General features: G+C 33.3%; 15 protein-coding genes. 13 read left to right on the top strand and 2 right to left on the bottom strand.

All coding sequences use genetic code 11. The features are described 5' to 3' along the window. Positions 1-43: 43 nt before the first annotated feature. The gene (locus tag KO504_RS05920) at positions 44-841 is read right to left on the bottom strand and encodes a DUF6503 family protein (RefSeq protein WP_215925403.1); all 798 of its coding nucleotides are present in this window, start codon (positions 839-841) and stop codon (positions 44-46) included. A 105-nt stretch (positions 842-946) separates the two neighbouring features. Then, positions 947-2,713, bottom strand: coding sequence for a T9SS type A sorting domain-containing protein (locus KO504_RS05925; protein WP_215925404.1), 1,767 nt, complete (start codon positions 2,711-2,713; stop codon positions 947-949). Positions 2,714-2,760: 47 nt separating this feature from the next. On the opposite strand from KO504_RS05925, the gene KO504_RS05930 reads away from it, so the two are divergent. The 13 genes from KO504_RS05930 (at position 2,761) to KO504_RS05990 (ending at position 18,095) form a co-directional block, all read left to right on the top strand. After that, entirely contained in the window at positions 2,761-3,558 is a 798-nt protein-coding gene (locus KO504_RS05930) for a TrmH family RNA methyltransferase (RefSeq protein ID WP_215925405.1), read from the top strand. Positions 3,559-3,649: 91 nt separating this feature from the next. Further along, positions 3,650-4,906, top strand: coding sequence for a M48 family metallopeptidase (locus KO504_RS05935; RefSeq protein WP_215925406.1), 1,257 nt, complete (start codon positions 3,650-3,652; stop codon positions 4,904-4,906). A gap of 24 nt (positions 4,907-4,930) precedes the next feature. Continuing rightward, complete coding sequence (locus KO504_RS05940; RefSeq protein ID WP_215925407.1) at positions 4,931-5,380, top strand: SET domain-containing protein-lysine N-methyltransferase; 450 nt, start codon at positions 4,931-4,933, stop codon at positions 5,378-5,380. Positions 5,381-5,523: 143 nt separating this feature from the next. After that, entirely contained in the window at positions 5,524-6,243 is a 720-nt protein-coding gene (locus tag KO504_RS05945; protein ID WP_215925408.1) for a 3-ketoacyl-ACP reductase, read from the top strand. Between the two features lie 295 nt (positions 6,244-6,538). After that, positions 6,539-8,746: a RelA/SpoT family protein gene (locus tag KO504_RS05950; protein WP_215925409.1), complete on the top strand. Its 2,208-nt coding sequence runs from the start codon at positions 6,539-6,541 to the stop codon at positions 8,744-8,746. A gap of 115 nt (positions 8,747-8,861) precedes the next feature. After that, positions 8,862-9,314, top strand: a complete 453-nt coding sequence (locus KO504_RS05955; protein WP_215925410.1) for a Fur family transcriptional regulator — start codon at positions 8,862-8,864, stop codon at positions 9,312-9,314. A gap of 12 nt (positions 9,315-9,326) precedes the next feature. Then, positions 9,327-10,607 carry an adenylosuccinate synthase gene (locus KO504_RS05960; protein WP_215925411.1) on the top strand — a complete coding sequence of 427 codons (1,281 nt, stop codon included), beginning with the start codon at positions 9,327-9,329 and terminating at the stop codon, positions 10,605-10,607. Between the two features lie 191 nt (positions 10,608-10,798). Continuing rightward, positions 10,799-12,595 (top strand): OstA-like protein, encoded by a 1,797-nt coding sequence (locus KO504_RS05965; protein WP_215925412.1) that lies wholly within the window; start codon positions 10,799-10,801, stop codon positions 12,593-12,595. Then, positions 12,596-13,771 carry an aspartate aminotransferase family protein gene (locus KO504_RS05970; RefSeq protein ID WP_215925413.1) on the top strand — a complete coding sequence of 392 codons (1,176 nt, stop codon included), beginning with the start codon at positions 12,596-12,598 and terminating at the stop codon, positions 13,769-13,771. Between the two features lie 161 nt (positions 13,772-13,932). After that, entirely contained in the window at positions 13,933-15,339 is a 1,407-nt protein-coding gene (locus tag KO504_RS05975; protein ID WP_215925414.1) for a tetratricopeptide repeat protein, read from the top strand. A 38-nt stretch (positions 15,340-15,377) separates the two neighbouring features. Beyond that, positions 15,378-16,346, top strand: a complete 969-nt coding sequence (locus tag KO504_RS05980; protein WP_215925415.1) for a DUF368 domain-containing protein — start codon at positions 15,378-15,380, stop codon at positions 16,344-16,346. Further along, a complete protein-coding gene (locus KO504_RS05985; protein WP_215925416.1) occupies positions 16,346-17,365 on the top strand; it encodes a DUF368 domain-containing protein in 1,020 nt (339 codons plus the stop codon). The genes KO504_RS05980 and KO504_RS05985 overlap by 1 nt, the downstream gene beginning before the upstream one ends. After that, positions 17,334-18,095 carry a shikimate dehydrogenase family protein gene (locus KO504_RS05990; protein ID WP_215925417.1) on the top strand — a complete coding sequence of 254 codons (762 nt, stop codon included), beginning with the start codon at positions 17,334-17,336 and terminating at the stop codon, positions 18,093-18,095. The genes KO504_RS05985 and KO504_RS05990 overlap by 32 nt, the downstream gene beginning before the upstream one ends.

An 18,095-nucleotide genomic window follows, 5' to 3' on the forward strand; every position in this document is an offset into this window, starting at 1 on the left:
ACTTAGACCTGTCAGGTTTTAAAAACCTGACAGGTCTAATTAATTACTCAATCACCTTTGCTCCTTCTGGTTTTGAAAATATCGCATTATCTGGTGCATTTTCAGAAATTACAACATCACTAAACTCAACCGTATTTCGTTTTTCTGTTGGCAAATTATCTTTATAGTTGTACCAGTCTACACTTTTAGGTACTACAAGTCCATTAACCGTTTGCCAATTATTATATCTTATAAAATGAAAATCAGGACTTCCTTCTGTTCTTCCAAAGGTTACCGTATAAGCTAACCACTCCATCTGACCAGATTCAGTATTGTAAAAAACCTTATACTGATCATTTGAAGATTCTCCAACACCTGCTTCAAAAGTAATTAAGATTCCAGGATAAGTCTCTCCTTCAAAAATCAATGGGTCTGTATCTTCGTATGTTATACCTTCATCACCTAAAACAAATGGCATTGCGTAGAAATAAAACATTAGTCCTTTATAAAATGTAGCGTTGCCTTTATATGCTTTGCCTCCCTTTTCATTAATCCAAAGTGTTTCACTATCAAATCCTTGCGTATAGCTTGGTGTCTCAATTAATTCGGCTCTTGTTTTTAAATTCTCTGTAATGATTTCTTTTCCCGTTGGTTTTTCAATAGAAAAAGAAAGCGTTTGCATTTTATTCCAATTATCAATACCTCCGTGCGCATCAAACACTTTAGTTATAGATTCTGGATAAATACTTGTAATAATTTGCTCTTGTTTTACCTCGTCAACAACTGTAGATTCTTGTTTTGGTTCGTTTTTACAAGCTGTAATTAAAATTGCTAAGAGTAGAGTTTGTCCTATTTTTTTCATGATATGGTTTTAATTAGATTCTTTCGACGTGAATAAATACAATACATTACAAAAAAAGCTTCAGATAAATTCTGAAGCTTCTTAAATTATTAAACAAAGTTAAATTTAATTTACGATTAGCTTCTGAACGGTTGCTGTATTTCCTATAGTTAATTCTACAAAATACAAGCCACTTTCTAAACTTGAAATATCTATAGTTGACGTATTCTCTTCAAATGTTATTTGTTTAAAAATTGCTTTTCCTTGAATGTTGTAAATGTTTATATTTCCAGCACCAAAATTAGATGTTGCCAACTGTATATTCACCTCATTTTTTGTTGGATTTGGGAACAGTTTAAAATTTACAGCACTATAATCATCAACTCCTAAAGCAACAGCACTTTCAAGATAATCAGGAATAGTATTGGTATTCGTATCATCATCTGTTGGATCGCCGTTGTTATTATAATCTTCATCAATAGTTAATACGCCATCGCCATCATCATCGTTATCTAAATAATTTTCAATAGTATCATTATCGGTATCCACAAATAGATTCATCGTATTTCGTCCTAAAACAATATTAATTTCATCTATAGTTGCAACGTTATCTCCGTCATCATCACTGTCTAAATAATTCGGAATGTCATCACCATCGGTATCATCATCTTCTAAATCACCGTTATCATTCAAATCTTCATCGCTATCAATAACCCCATCTTCATCGGTATCTGTACAAACCACTTCCTCCACGTTAATCATTGTAGTAACTGATCCACAACCTAATGAGGAAGTTACATAAACTTCATAAAAACCTGATTGACTTGCCGTAAGTGAAGGTAGGTTTGCGCCTTGTATAGTATTCCCATTAAAATCCCATTCAAAATAATAATCAAAAACAGACAATCCTGTTTCCAATACCAAAGTGCTGCCTGTGCAAAAGCTATAATTACTTTCCATATATATTTCTGGCAACGTATTTACATAAATATCAAAATTAGTAAGCGCAAAGCAGCCGTCTAGAGTTTCAACTCTAACATAAATAGTTTGAGGGTTAACTAGGTTTGTAAAATTAGTTGGATCTAATGGAGCAAAATTACCCAAGGCATCAGCTTCATTTATAAAATAAGATAGCGTAAAGGGCTCTCCTGACGGATTTATTTCACCCTCGTTTAGTGTTAGATCAAAATCGGTAATTCCATCATTATCATCATCGCAAAGCATAATATCACTTGGAGTTCCCATAGCACCAGAAGGATTTGGTAATACACGTATGGTTAATGGAGTTATACCTACACAACCCGTATTGGTATCCGTAACTGCTGCAAATAATGTCTGCGGATTTGAGGTATTTGTATAAGCTATTGAATTAGATATCATATTCATCTGAGCCTGAGCATCCGATTGCGTTTCATAATACGCTACCGTCCAATCAGTATTACCTTGTGTGATTTCTAAATTGTTTACTGTTAAATCAAATACAGCAGTCTCATCGGCATCATCATCACATAACATCATGGATATTGCTCCAGTAACAATAGGTATTGGATTTACAACTAAGGCTAATTCAGTAAGCGCATAATTCCCAGTAGCATTAGCTTCTAATCGTACATATATGATTTGTAACCAGCTGGTAATATTAACATAAGGATAATTAATCGCATAAACTCCATTGATTGCATCACTCATTGTTTCGTGATACGTTACCGTATAATCTACGGCACTTTGTTGGCTTCCTAAAACTTGGGCATCTGCATAAGTTAAATCGAATAAAGCAAAACCATCATTGTCATCATCGCAAACCACGTAATCGTTTGGTTGATTCGCCACCTGAGCAAATGAAATTGTACTGATTGTTAAGAATAGAAATAGGTTAAGTAGTTTTTGTTTCATAATAAGTTAAATTTGTATCTCTCAAATATAGATTAAATAATATAGTAATGAGTAAATCCATCTCTAGCGTTCAAAATTCATTTATAAAACAACTTGTTCTGCTCAAAGAAAAAGCGAGACAACGCAAAAAAACAGGACTGTTTTTAATTGAAGGAAAACGTGAATTATCATTAGCTATAAAAGGTGGCTATAATGTTAACACCTTGTTGTTTTATCCAGAATTATTTTCTGAAAGCGAAGCTCAAGCGATGTCACAATACGATATTGAGAGTATTGAAATATCAAAAGAGGTCTTTCAGAAATTAGCACATCGCGATACTACTGAAGGGGTTATTGCTGTTGTGAATTCAAAACATCATACATTGGAAGATTTAAAATTTAAATCTAAAAACCCACTAATTTTAGTGGCCGAAGCCCCTGAAAAACCTGGTAATATTGGTGCCTTGCTTAGAACAGCTGATGCCGCAAATGTTGATGCCGTTATTATTGCGAATCCAAAATCTGATTTATACAATCCTAATATCATTCGTTCTAGTGTTGGCTGCGTATTTACGACTGAAATTGCTATGGCCAGTTCTGATGAAGCTATTGACTTTTTAAAGAAATACAACTTTAATATTTTCTCCGCTATCTTACAAGAATCAGAACCTTACCATTCACAAGATTACACCTTACCAACAGCCATTGTAGTGGGTACAGAAGCGACAGGTTTAACCGAAGAATGGCGCAAAGCTGCATCAAAAAATATAAGTATACCAATGCAAGGTGAAATTGACTCCATGAATGTGTCTGTTGCTGCTGGAATTCTTATTTTTGAAGCCAAACGCCAACGCAATTTTAAATAACCTAATTTGTCTGGTTGAGCGCAGTCGAAACCTATTTTAATAGTATTCTAAAACCTTTCACCTGAACTCTAGGTGACAAAAAAATATATTAATGACAGCACAAACCCTATTCTATATCATCATCGCTATTATTGTCATCAACTTTATAATCGATAAAGTGCTCGATGCTATAAACGCAAAACATTATAACGATCCAATTCCTGAAGTATTAGACGATGTGTATGACGCAGAGGAATATAAAAAATCACAAGCTTACAAAACTGTGAATTATAAATTTGGACTTATAACCTCCTTGTTTTCTTTTATATTAACCTTAGGCTTCTTACTTCTAGATGGCTTTGAATACGTTGACAATTTCGCTAGACGTTATTCTGATAACCCAATACTAATTGCCTTAATTTTCTTTGGCATTATTATGATTGCTAGCGATATAATTACAACACCATTTGGCTATTACAAAACCTTTGTAATTGAAGAAAAATTCGGCTTCAACAAAACGACTAAAAAGACCTTTATTTTAGATAAATTAAAAGGTTTGCTAATGACCGTACTTCTCGGCGGAGGCATCATTGCACTTATTGTTTGGTTTTATCAAGTTACAGGAAATCAGTTCTGGCTATACGCTTGGGGCATTGTAACCGCTTTCACTGTGTTTATGAATATGTTTTATTCCAAACTTATTGTACCACTATTCAATAAACAAACTCCTTTAGAAGACGGCGAATTGAGAACCAAAATTTCAGCCTATGCAGCATCTGTTGGTTTTAATCTCGAGAAAATATTCATCATCGATGGTTCAAAACGAAGCACCAAAGCCAATGCTTATTTTTCGGGATTTGGCAGTGAAAAACGCGTAACACTTTACGATACTTTAATCAACGATTTAGACGATGAAGAAATCGTTGCTATTTTAGCACATGAAGTAGGACATTACAAAAAGAAACACATCATTTTTAATTTAGTAACCTCTATTCTACTTACAGGATTAACACTATTCATTTTATCCATCTTTATATCAAATCCGTTATTATCTAATGCTATTGGAGTTGAAACGCCGAGTTTTCATGTTGGCTTAATTGCTTTTGGACTACTCTACTCGCCTATTTCTGAAGTCACAGGTTTAATAATGAATTACGTTTCGCGCGTTTTTGAATACCAAGCGGATGATTATGCTAAAGCAACATATAAAGCCGAACCTTTAATCACCTCATTAAAGAAATTATCTAAAAATAGCTTGAGTAATTTAACCCCTCATAAAGCCTATGTGTTTATGCATTATTCGCATCCTACGCTTTTAGAACGCGTAAATAACTTGAAAAATAAAAGCGGGTTAAATCCTAGCAACTAACAACCTTAACATATCTTATAAACCTTGAACGCCTCCAATACAGAAGACCATTATACAAGTACAAATACTATTGAAGCTCCAGAATCAGACTACTTGTTTATTCAGCCTTCACAAATTAAACATGCTGGACAAGGTTTATTTACGGCAGTTGACATTTATAAAGATGAAATCATTGCGTTGTTTAAAGGGGAAATTATCGATAACAAAGAAGCCGCAAAACGAGCAGCACAACACCAAGATAGGTATTTTATTAACTTGCTAAATGGCACTATTATGGACAGTATGCATACCCAGTGCTTTGCCAAATACGCTAATGATGCAGAAGGCTTATCGCAAAGTAATTTTAAAAATAATGCCGCAATTACTTTAGATGATGATAATAATGTCTGCATCAAAGCAATAAAAGACATAAACTATGGTGAAGAAGTATTTTGCAGCTACGGTAAATCGTATTGGAAAAAGCACGGGAAATAACATTTTCTAACACTCAATACTTGTCAAAAAAACGCATCTCACACTTTTAGAACGCATTAAGAATTTAAGGTTGTAAGTTCACATTATTATAACATGACTAACCCACAATTTTTATAACTTTGAACAAAAAGAAACATAATATAATGACAGATTTAAAAAATAGAAAAGCAATAATTACAGGAGGCGGAAGAGGTTTAGGAAAAGCAACAGCTATCGCTTTTGCTAAAGAAGGTATTGATGTGGCTATTACAGGTAGAAATGAAGCCGTTTTAAAAGAAACCGTTTCAGAATTAAAAACATTTGGAGTTAACGCTATATATGCTGTATTTGATGTCAGTAATTACGAGGAAGTACAAGCAAGCATTAAAACTTTAATTGAAACTTTAGGCTCTATTGATATTTTAGTGAACAATGCCGGTATTGCTGCTTTTGGATCTTTAAACGATATGGAAGTGAATCAATGGAGCCAAATTATACAAACCAATGTCATGGGAATGTATTACGTCACCAAAGAGGTTTTACCACATTTAATAGCTAAAAACGAAGGTGATATTATAAATATCTCTTCTACAGCAGGCTTAACAGGTAATGCTACGACTTCTGCATATTCAGCTTCAAAATTTGCGGTTATCGGAATGTCACAATCCTTAATGAAAGAAGTTAGAAAAAATAACATTAGAGTGTGTACATTAACCCCAAGTACTATTGCTTCTGATATGTCTATAGAGCTAGGTATAGCCACTAAAGATTCTGAAGACAGCGTATTACAGCCCGAAGATTTTGCAGAACTAATTGTTTCTGGTTTAAAATTACCTAGACGCGCTATGATGGCTAACGCGTCGTTGTGGTCTACTAATCCATAAATCTCAATTTGAAATAAAATTATAATAGAACCCACTTATTTGTGGGTTCTGCTATTTTTTATTTACAAGTATTTATATTATTGATTTCTAAATCGTTCTAATTAAAACTTTAATATCGACTAGAATAAAAACAACCATAACATTTTTTTTAATCTTACACAGTAACAAATACAGCTCTTAATTTTTCTATTGTTACCTGTAAGGGTGACACTATTATCTTAAAAAATCAAAGTTTATTCAAATTTCATTTAAAAAAACAATTGCCAATTAGAAATCCTTTCACTACTTTAGTTCTATGACTGAGGAAGCTATAGAAAAAGAAAATAAGGCCATTGCAAAAGCTTACAAAGAATTACTAAAAGTAAGCTATCAGACGTTAACAGATGAGGATAAAAAATTAATCCGTCATGCTTTTGATGTCGCTGTAGATGCGCACAAAGATCAACGTCGTAAATCTGGAGAAGCTTATATCTTTCACCCTATTGCTGTTGCTAAAATTGTAGCTCAAGAAATTGGTTTAGACGCCACATCTATTGCTGCAGCTTTACTTCATGATGTGGTTGAGGACAACCCAGAATATACCATTGACGATATGGAACGGCTGTTTGGAGAAACTGTTGCGAGAATTGTTGATGGCCTCACCAAGATCTCATCGTTAAAAAAAGACATGGATGTGTCTTTGCAAGCCGAGAATTTCAGAAAAATGCTTCTGACCTTAAATGACGATGTAAGAGTTATTATTATTAAAATCGCAGACCGTTTGCACAATATGCAAACCATGGATTCTATGCGTTCAGACAAGCAAGTCAAGATTGCATCTGAAACACTATACATATACGCACCTCTAGCTCATAGAATTGGGCTTTACAATATTAAAACCGAACTCGAAGATTTAGGATTAAAATACACTGAACCTGAGGTCTATAATGATATTTTAGAAAAAATTAAAGATAGCAAAGAAGAGCAAGATGCATATATCAAAGCATTCTCTAAAGTTATTGAAGACTCTTTAAATACCGAAGGTCTAAACTACGAAATTAAAGGACGGCCAAAATCTATTTTTAGCATTCGTAGAAAAATGGTAAAACAAGGAGTCTCTTTTGAAGAAGTGTACGATAAGTTTGCGGTTCGTATTATTTATAAATCAGATTTAGCTAACGAAAAATTCTTAGCTTGGAAAATATATTCTATCGTAACCGATCATTTTACGCCAAATCCAATTAGACTTAGAGATTGGATTTCGTCACCAAAATCTACAGGTTATGAAGCGCTTCATATTACAGTTGTTGGTCCAAAAAGCCGCTGGGTTGAAGTTCAAATACGTAGTGAGCGCATGAATGAAATTGCCGAAAAAGGCTATGCTGCTCACTATAAATATAAAAATGCAGACGCCAAAGAAGACAATTTAGACTTGTGGATTAACCGTTTACAAGAAGCCTTAGAAAACAATGAAGCTGATGCTGTAGACTTTGTAGAACAATTTAAACTCAACTTATATTCTAAAGAAATTTTTGTCTTTTCACCCAAAGGTGATTTAAAATCGCTTCCAAAAGGGGCAACTCCACTCGATTTTGCATTTAGTATTCATACAGAAGTTGGTATGAAAACTCGCGGTGCCAAAGTGAATGGAAAATTAGTGCCTTTAAGTCATGAACTACAAAGTGGCGATCGTGTTGAGATTATGACTTCAGAAAATGCCAAACCAAACGCCAATTGGCTAGATTATGCTACTACAGCAAGAGCTAGAAGTAAAATTAAATCGGCATTAAACGAAGGCACCAAACTTATCGCAGAAGAAGGAAAAGAGATTTTAAGACGAAAATTAAAGCAATTAAAAATAACTTTAAATGAAAGTTCCATTAATGAATTGGTTAGTTATTTTAAACTAAATACGTCTTTAGATTTATTTTATCGTGTTGGTATTGGTACTATTGACAACAGCAAATTAAAAGCATTTGCCTCTTCTCGCAGCAATGCATTTGTTAGTTATTTTAAAAACAAAATATACAAACCATCGGTTCCAAAAGATATTCATAAAGAAGAAATTACTTCTAAATATGACATGTTGGTTTTTGGTAAAGAGGAAGAAAAACTCAACTATACATTAGCAAATTGCTGTAATCCAATTCCTGGCGACAAAGTATTTGGCTTTGTAACCATTAATGAAGGCATAAAAGTGCACAAGAAAAATTGCCCTAATGCTGTAAGCTTACAATCTAATTACGCATACAGAATTTTACAAGCAAAATGGATAGATTCGTCACAGCAAGTGTACACCTCACAGATTACATTATCTGGTATTGATGATATGGGACTGGTGAATCATATTACAAAATTAATTTCCGAGAATATGCACGTAAATATGAAAAGCCTAAGTTTTTCTAGTGATGACGGTGTATTCACAGGGAAAATAACAGTGGAAGTCAAAAACCAAACTATGCTAAAAAAGGTAATTGAAAAGCTTAAAAAAATTAATGGCATTGATAAAGTTACTAGAGTATAACTCGTTTTTTTAAACTTTTAAAAAGTTATTAAAAACATGTTCATTTCTTTTCCTTTTAAATCCTAGTTTTTACAATTTATATCATTTAAAATTTGCTTAAATTTGCTCCTTAATTATGAATGCAACTACAGAAGAAAGCAACCAAGAAATTGTAAAACGCGTGTTTACACAATTCCTAGAAGATAAAGGTCACAGAAAAACACCTGAGCGTTACGCTATACTTCAAGAAATTTATGACAGCGAAGATCATTTTGATATAGAGTCTCTTTATATTAAAATGAAAAACAAAAACTACCGTGTAAGTAGAGCCACGCTTTATAATACGATTGAATTATTGTTAGAATGTGCTTTGGTTCGCAAACACCAATTTGGAAAAAGTCAAGCACATTACGAAAAATCCTATTTCGACAAAAATCACGATCATGTTATTCTTACAGACACAGGAGAGGTTATAGAATTCTGTGATCCACGCATTCAATCCATAAAAAAAACCATTGAAGAGGTTTTTGATATTCAGATAACTAATCATTCACTATATTTTTACGGTAATCGTAAAAAAGACGACTAACTCAATTTTAAAATGGCAGTAGATTTACTACTTGGATTACAATGGGGAGATGAAGGCAAAGGAAAAATTGTCGATGTATTTACCTCTAACTACGATATTATTGCACGCTTTCAAGGTGGGCCAAATGCAGGTCATACTTTGGTATTTAACGGCAAAAAACATGTATTGCACACAATTCCATCAGGTATTTTTCACGAGAACAAAGTGAATCTCGTCGGTAATGGTGTTGTTATCGATCCTGTTATTTTCAAGAAAGAACTAGATAAGTTAAAAGAACAAAACGTAGATTATAAAAAATCCCTTTGCATTTCTCGTAAAGCACATATTATTTTACCTACGCATCGTTTATTAGATGCCGCAAGTGAAGCGTCTAAAGGCAAAGCTAAAATAGGGTCTACATTAAAAGGTATTGGTCCAACGTACATGGACAAAACTGGTAGAAATGGAATTAGAGTTGGAGATATTGAATTAGCCGATTGGAAAGACAAATACAGAGCTTTAGCAGACAAGCACGAAGCAATGATTGAATTTTACAACGTAGATATTCAATACAACCTAAAAGAATTAGAAGCCGATTTCTTTGAAGCTATCGAAACTTTAAAATCATTACAGTTTATTGACTCTGAAGAATACATTTATCAAGCACAACAATCTGGAAAATCGATATTAGCAGAAGGGGCTCAAGGCTCTTTATTAGATATTGATTTTGGAACGTATCCTTTTGTAACATCGTCTAATACCACTGCGGCAGGTGCTTGTACAGGTTTAGGAGTTGCACCAAACCAAATTGGAGAAGTCTTCGGAATTTTTAAAGCTTATACTACTCGTGTGGGTTCTGGACCATTTCCAACAGAATTATTTGATGAAGATGGCGCAACTATGGCCAAGGTTGGAAACGAATTTGGAGCTACTACAGGTCGCCCAAGACGTTGTGGTTGGTTAGATTTAGTCGCTTTACGTTATGCTTGTCAAGTTAACGGTGTTACACAATTAATAATGATGAAAGGAGATGTGCTTTCTGGTTTTAAAACCCTTAAAGTATGTACTGCTTATAAGTATAAAGGTGAAACCATTACGCATTTACCATATAACATCGAAGAAGAAAACATTACTCCTATTTATACAGAAGTAAAAGGTTGGGCTGCAGATTTAACAGGAATGACTGAAGCGTCACAACTACCTGAAAATTTAAATGGTTATGTTGAATTCTTAGAAAACGAATTAAATATTCCTATTACAATTGTATCTGTGGGTCCTGATCGTAAACAGACTATCATTCGTAAGAAGATATAATTAGACTTAAATAAAATATTGGTTTTTTTGTGAAATTTATGGTAAAGATATAGTGTCTTAACTTTAAACTATTTCTCAGAAAAACCAATATTTTTATCTACTATTAAGCTTGGTAAGCTACACATTTCTGTTAAAAAAAACGTTAACACATACTAAAGCAAATCTAATAAGTGTTATTTTGTAAAAAATATATGCCTTTGAAACGTTTTAAGAATTTATTATTTCTCATTTGCTTTTCCTTTGTATGCCTTAGTTTTGCTCAAGAAAAACAACGTATTACCATTAAATACGCTGGTAATGCTTCAACCGCTCCAGAAGTTGAAGATGGCGCCATAGTCTTTCTTAGAGACAAATCACAACAAATCCACTTTATCCATGAAGGAGTAAATATGTGGTGCGACAAAGCTATTTATTATCAAGATCAAGATTTCATTGAAGCTTTTAGTAATGTTGTAATGAAACAAGGAGACTCTATTAATATGGTTGCCAAATATGTAGAGTATAGCGGAAAAACACAATTAGCTTTTGCAAGTGGAGATGTTGTTTTAACCGAACCACAATCAACACTAAAAACAGATACACTTTGGTTTAATAGAACCAGACAACAAGCATATTACAATACAGGAGGAACGGTTGTAAGAGATTCTTCAGGAACCATTACAAGTCAAATTGGCCGTTACTACATGAATACAAGTAAATATCAATTTGTAAAAGATGTAGTACTTGTAAACCCTCAATATACACTCAATACAGAGCGTCTCGATTTTTATACAGAAAATGGACACGCTTACCTTTTTGGACCATCAACTATTGTTGGAGAAACCAGTAAGGTCTATTGCGAACGCGGCTTTTACAACACCAATAACGATACTGGTCATTTTCAGCGTAATGCTAAAATCGATTATGAAAACAGAACCGTAGAAGGAGACAGCTTATATTTTGATAGAAACAAAAATTTTGCTTCAGCCACTAATAATATTACTGTAACAGACACTTTAAATAAAAGTATTGTAAAAGGCCATTATGCTGAAGTCTGGCGCGAAAAAGACTCTATGTATATTACCAAAAGAGCTCTAGCCATAACCGTTCAAGAAAAAGATTCTGTTTATATGCACGCAGACACCTTATTGGTTACAGGTAAAGAAGATCACAGAATCACAAGAGCTTTTTACAATGTAAAATTATACAAAAGCGACTTAGCAGGTAAATCAGACTCTATTCACGTAGATCACAAAACGGGATTGACACAAATGATAAATCTCAGCCGATTTAGCTCTACAGATGCATTTGCAATACAACGCAAACCAGTACTCTGGAATATAGAAAATCAAATGACAGGAGACACTATTCATTTAATTTCTAACGTTAAAACGGAACAACTCGATTCGTTAAAAGTATTCAACAATGCTTTTTTAGTTAGCAAAGACACTATAAGCAAAGATGGCTTCAACCAAATAAAAGGACAACAACTAATTGGTTTATTTAAAGACAATGAACTATACAATGTTGATGTACTAAAAAATGCAGAAACCATTCGCTATTTACGGAATGACGACAATGAATTAATTGGTATTCAAAAGTCAAAATCTGGCAGTATTAATGTTAAAATTATTGACCAAGCTGTTGAGGAAGTACGCTTTATTAACCAAATTGATGGAGATATTTTTCCTGAGACAGATTTCCCTAAAAGCGCAAGACAATTAAGAGGTTTTGATTGGCGAGGCGAAGAACGCCCTCTCTCAGTTGAAGATTTATTTAAAGACGATCCTCCATTAGATTTGCCAATAATTAAAGGCTTAGAAGATTACGTTCCTGCCGAAGAATTTATTGACGACAACACCACCAAACGTGTTGAAGAAGCCGGAAAAGCAACACCAAAAAAAGACAACAAAGCAGCTCGGAATTTACCTAAAAAAACAACGACGGCTCCTTTAAAAGCAACGTTAAAAAAAGAAAAGCCGTTACAATCAAAAAAAGAAAAAGACTAATTGAAAACAGACTTTTTTAAATATCAAGCCCAGACAACACCACATCCATTAGCCATGGAAATAAGCCATGCTAAAGGCTCTTATATTTATGATACCAACGCTAAAGCGTATCTAGATTTTGTTGCAGGTGTTTCTGCTTGTAGCCTAGGACATGCACACCCTAAAGTCATTGACGCTGTAAAAACGCAATTGGACAAATACCTTCATGTCATGGTATATGGTGAATATATTCAAGCACCTGCTGTTGAATTATCTAAACTCATCGCTGCACATTTGCCAAAACCATTAGAATCTACCTATTTAGTTAATTCTGGTACAGAAGCTATTGAAGGTAGCCTAAAATTAGCAAGACGTTATACACAGCGTTCAGAAATAATTGCTGCAAAAAATGCCTATCATGGCAACACATTAGGCTCATTAAGTTTAATGGATTACGAAGAACGTAAACACCCTTTTCTACCACTAATTCCAGACATAAAACATATTGAATTTAACTCAGAAAGCGATTTAATTCAAATTACAGAAAACACAGCTGCAGTTATTTTAGAAACCATTCAAGGAGGAGCAGGCTTTATTGAACCTACTAATAATTATTTAGCTAAAGTTCAAGAACGTTGCAATGCCGTCGGAGCTGTATTTATTCTTGACGAAATTCAACCAGGAATTGGCAGAACGGGAAAGCTATTTGGATTTGAAAACTACAACTGTCAACCAGATATTGTTGTTACAGGCAAAGGTTTAGGTGGCGGTTTACCCATTGGAGCTTTTACCGCCTCAACAGAAATGATGAGTACTTTAAGCGACAATCCTAAACTTGGACATATCACAACCTTTGGAGGCAATCCTGTAATTGCTGCTGCTGCTTTAGCTACTTTAAAAGAAATAACAGCGTCTAATCTCATCGCTGAAACCTTAAAAAAAGAAGCATTAATAAGAAAACACCTTCAGCATAAACACATCAAAGAAATTAGAGGTCGTGGATTAATGTTAGCCGCTTTAACAGAAAGTGCAGACCTTACAAGTCAGGTTATTTTAGAAGCTCAAAACCAAGGATTAATCCTATTTTGGTTACTTTTTGAACCAAAAGCTATCCGGATTACACCTCCATTAACCATCTCAAATGAAGAAATAATTGAAGGCTGTCGTATTATTACGTCAATATTAGACAGTATCTAAACATATTCTTCAACACACAAGTTACTAAATCCCAGATTTTTAAGCCACAACAAATAAAGTGTGGTTTTAATGTTAACTACTTTGTTAAAAACATTCGCTCAAAAAGCAATGTAGACTAAAGGATAACTGTAATTTTATTTCGGTGAAATATTAATCCATATATGCAGTACAGTCACGAAGACGAAAATTTTCCACTTACTCGATTTGAATCGATGTTAAAGACCAATAATATATTGTTCTTTGATTCGGCCGAATTTGAGAACATTATTCATCATTATCTTGAAAATGGTAAAATTGCTTTGTCTAAACGTGCTATAAAATTAGGTTTAGAACAACACCCTACATCTATTAACCTCAGGTTATTTCAAGTAGAAATATTGGTTATTGAGAATAAGTTTGCAGAAGCCAATGAACTTCTCGATAAACTTCATAATTTAGAACCCACTAACGAAGAGATTTTTATTCAAAAAGCAAATGTATTATCTAAGCAAGATGAGCATCAAAAAGCAATAAATACATTGCTTATTGCCATTGACATGTCTAACTCACCAGAAGATGATGCAGATTTATACGCTTTGGTAGGTATGGAATATTTATTCCTAGATCAGTTTGATGATGCTATTATCTATTTTAAAAAATGTCTAGAAAGTGATGTTACAGATTATTCTGCACTTCATAATATAATTTACTGCTACGATTTTTTAAATAAAAATTCTGAAGCAATAGAATACCTGAATGAATTCCTAGATACTAATCCTTATTGTGAAGTTGCCTGGCATCAATTAGGCAGACAATATTTTGCTATTAAAGAATATGCCAAAGCAAGTGCAGCTTTTGATTTTGCAATTATTTCTGATGATACTTTTGTCGGAGCTTATATTGAAAAAGGTAAAGTTTTAGAAAAACTAAAAAAGTACGAAGAAGCGATTGAAAATTATAAAATCACCTTAGCTTTAGACGATCCTACTTCTTTTGCGCTTTTGAGAATTGGCTATTGTTATTCAAAACTTGGACAGAGTGATTTAGCTATTCAGTTTTTCAAAAAAACGATTGATGAAGATGCTTTACTAGATAAAGGTTGGATTGCAATTACTAAATTTTACCTCAAACGTCACGATTACCATAACGCACTTGATTACATAAAAAAAGCCGTTGCAATTGACGGAGACAATGTGTTATATTGGAAATTGTATGCCACAGTAAACAAACATTTAAATTTTCTTGAAGAAGCAGAACAAGGTTACAAACGCGCTTTAGAACTAGGAAATTACGAATTAGATACTTGGTTAAACAGAACAGATATCTTAATTGAACTTGGCGAGTACCAAGCTGCTATTTTCAATTTATTACAAACGACAGAATTCTATCCAGAAAGCCCTGAAGTTGAGTATCGTTTAGCAGGACTCTATTTTATGGTATATCAACCTGAAGAAGGCCGTTTCCATCTAAAAAACGCCACATGTCTTAATATTGACTATAGTTTTATTATTTCAGAATTATTTCCTCAACTCACAGACAGACCTTTAATTAAGGCTATAATTTCAGAAGCTAAAAAGACATCAAACTAAAAAAAATCTTACCTTAGCAGCTCTTATTTTACAAAAGAATGCAAAGACGATTTATAGATTATTTAGCCATCACTTTTAAAGGTATTGCTATGGGAGCTGCAGATGTTGTTCCAGGTGTTTCTGGAGGAACCATTGCTTTTATTTCTGGTATTTACGAAGAACTTATAGAAAGTATAGACAAAGTAAATCTAAATGTTTTTAAAGTTTGGAAACAAGATGGCTTTAAAACCGCTTGGAATTCTATTAACGGTAATTTTTTATTAGCTCTATTTTCAGGAATTGCTATTAGCATTTTATCCTTAGCAAAACTGATAAAATGGCTACTACACAATGAACCTATTTTACTTTGGTCTTTCTTTTTTGGACTTGTTTTAGCAAGTATTCTTTACATCGCTAAACAAATCAATGGTTGGTCGTTAAAATTAGTAATTGCAATTATTATTACTTCTATTTTATCATTTTACATTACACTAGCAGAACCGTTTGCTTCTCCAGACAGTCCATTCTATTTATTGTTTTGTGGTTTTATTGCCATAATAGCTATGATATTACCCGGTGTTTCTGGTGCTTTTATTTTACTTATTCTTGGAGCTTACCAAACAGCAATAGATACAATTAACAATTTAAGAGATGGTTTACTTAATGGTAACATGGAACTTTTTAAAGATGCTCTTTTTAAATTTGTATTACTTGCCGTTGGTGCTGTCATTGGACTTAAAGTTTTTTCTAAAGCGCTAAACTGGATGTTTAAGCACCATAAAAACCTAACATTAGCCATCTTAACTGGTTTTATGATTGGGTCTTTAAACAAAATATGGCCTTGGAAAGAGGTTTTAAAAACACGCGTAAATTCTGAAGGAGAAGTAGTAACCTTACTAGACAAAAGTATTTTACCGTCTTCCTATAGTGGAGATAATGAGATAGTAATGGCTATTGTATTTATTATTATTGGTTTTGCTGCAATTCTTGTTTTAGAAACTTTAGGAAAACAAAAAGACAACGTGTAATGCAAAGCACAAGAGCCCTTAAAGATCGTATATTCCTGGTCATTAAAGGTTTGGCTATGGGAGCTGCAAACAAAGTTCCTGGTGTTTCTGGAGGAGTGGTTGCTTTTGTCGCCGGTTTTTACGAAGAATTTATCTACTCACTACAACGTGTTAACAAAACAGCTTTTAGACTATTACTTAACGGAAGATTTAAAAGCTTTTATCGTTACATCAATGGTAAATTTTTAAGCCTATTATTCTTAGGTATGATAGTAAGCTATTTTAGCGTTTCTAAACTATTAGATTACCTCATTGTACATTACGAACTCTATGTTTGGAGTACTTTTTTTGGAATGATTCTAGGTTCCATTTACTACATAAGTAAAGATTTTAAAGAATGGAATAGAACCACTATTTTAGCGCTAACACTCGGTGCTATAGCAGGAATTAGCATTAGCTTCTTAGACCCTGCTAAAGAAAACGACAATCTCTTTTTTGTGTTTTTCTGTGGAATTATAAGCGTTTCCGGCATGACATTACCAGGATTTTCTGGGTCTTTTATTCTTATTTTATTAGGCAATTATGTATTGCTCTTAGTCGATTCTGTAAATGCACTTTACGATACTGTATTTGATATTTTTAGTGGTAATTTTGAATTTATACACAATGCCGTAAGAATACGAATGCTAAAAGTTTTAGCTGTTTTTACTTTGGGTTCTGTTGTTGGTTTAGTCACCTTTTCTCATATCCTAAACTATATTCTAAAACATTATAAAAACATTACTTTAGCAACTATAATGGGGTTTATAATTGGCTCACTCGGAGTCGTTTGGCCATGGAAAGAAACAATGTATAAAACAAATTCTGAAGGCACAGTTATTTTGGATTCTACTGGAAAACAAATCATTGCTAACTACCAACGTTATTTACCAGAATTGAATACACAAACTTACATTGCAATTGCTTATATTGCCCTAGGAATCCTCATAGTTTTAGGATTAGAATGGTATGGACAACGCACAAGACAACTCAAAACTTAAATTCGGACTCGTAGGAAAAGATATCTCCTACTCTTTTTCTAGAAGTTATTTTAAAAGTAAATTTGAAACTGAAAACTTACAGTATTCTTATGTGAATTTTGATTTACAATCTATAGATGAACTTTCAGAAATCATAAAGAACACCTCAAATTTAAAAGGAATTAACGTTACTATTCCTTATAAAGAAGAAGTAATTCCATTACTAGATAAGCTAAATAAAAAAGCATTAGCCATTGGAGCTGTTAACACAATTCGATTTACAAAAAACAACAAAATAATAGGCTATAATACCGATTTTTATGGATTTAAAAACTCTATAAAGCCATATTTAAAATCACATCACAAAAAAGCATTAATTCTTGGCACTGGAGGTGCTTCTAAAGCCATTGCCTACGCTCTTAAAAAACTTAGAATTAAGTATGATTTTGTTTCGCGCTCTCAAAAAGAAAACGTCACTTTTTTGTATTCAGAATTAACTAGTGACATTATTTCTAAGTATACAATTATAATCAATTGTACACCTATTGGTACTTTTCCTAAAGTTAATCAATGTCCAGATATTCCTTATGATGCCATTACAAATAAGCATATTTTATATGACCTTATTTACAACCCTGAACAAACCAAATTTTTACAATGTGGAGAACTTAAAGGAGCCACAACCATCAATGGTTTAGAAATGTTAAGATTACAAGCCGAAAAATCCTGGAAAATATGGAATAAGTCCTAA

The organism is Winogradskyella psychrotolerans (assembly GCF_018860565.1).
In the GTDB taxonomy this organism is placed as follows: Bacteria; Bacteroidota; Bacteroidia; order Flavobacteriales; family Flavobacteriaceae; genus Winogradskyella; species Winogradskyella damuponensis.

What these genes read in the sequence shown, in the direction of transcription:
- KO504_RS05935 (WP_215925406.1), top strand. Translation starts at nt 3,650, where the DNA reads ATGACAGCACAAACCCTATTCTATATCATCATCGCTATTATTGTCATC.
- KO504_RS05945 (WP_215925408.1), top strand. Translation starts at nt 5,524, where the DNA reads ATGACAGATTTAAAAAATAGAAAAGCAATAATTACAGGAGGCGGAAGA.
- KO504_RS05955 (WP_215925410.1), top strand. Translation starts at nt 8,862, where the DNA reads ATGAATGCAACTACAGAAGAAAGCAACCAAGAAATTGTAAAACGCGTG.
- KO504_RS05985 (WP_215925416.1), top strand. Translation starts at nt 16,346, where the DNA reads ATGCAAAGCACAAGAGCCCTTAAAGATCGTATATTCCTGGTCATTAAA.
- KO504_RS05990 (WP_215925417.1), top strand. Translation starts at nt 17,334, where the DNA reads ATGGACAACGCACAAGACAACTCAAAACTTAAATTCGGACTCGTAGGA.
- KO504_RS05980 (WP_215925415.1), top strand. Translation starts at nt 15,378, where the DNA reads ATGCAAAGACGATTTATAGATTATTTAGCCATCACTTTTAAAGGTATT.
- KO504_RS05965 (WP_215925412.1), top strand. Translation starts at nt 10,799, where the DNA reads ATGCCTTTGAAACGTTTTAAGAATTTATTATTTCTCATTTGCTTTTCC.
- KO504_RS05960 (WP_215925411.1), top strand. Translation starts at nt 9,327, where the DNA reads ATGGCAGTAGATTTACTACTTGGATTACAATGGGGAGATGAAGGCAAA.
- KO504_RS05920 (WP_215925403.1), bottom strand. Translation starts at nt 841, where the DNA reads ATGAAAAAAATAGGACAAACTCTACTCTTAGCAATTTTAATTACAGCT.
- KO504_RS05975 (WP_215925414.1), top strand. Translation starts at nt 13,933, where the DNA reads ATGCAGTACAGTCACGAAGACGAAAATTTTCCACTTACTCGATTTGAA.
- KO504_RS05930 (WP_215925405.1), top strand. Translation starts at nt 2,761, where the DNA reads ATGAGTAAATCCATCTCTAGCGTTCAAAATTCATTTATAAAACAACTT.
- KO504_RS05925 (WP_215925404.1), bottom strand. Translation starts at nt 2,713, where the DNA reads ATGAAACAAAAACTACTTAACCTATTTCTATTCTTAACAATCAGTACA.
- KO504_RS05950 (WP_215925409.1), top strand. Translation starts at nt 6,539, where the DNA reads ATGACTGAGGAAGCTATAGAAAAAGAAAATAAGGCCATTGCAAAAGCT.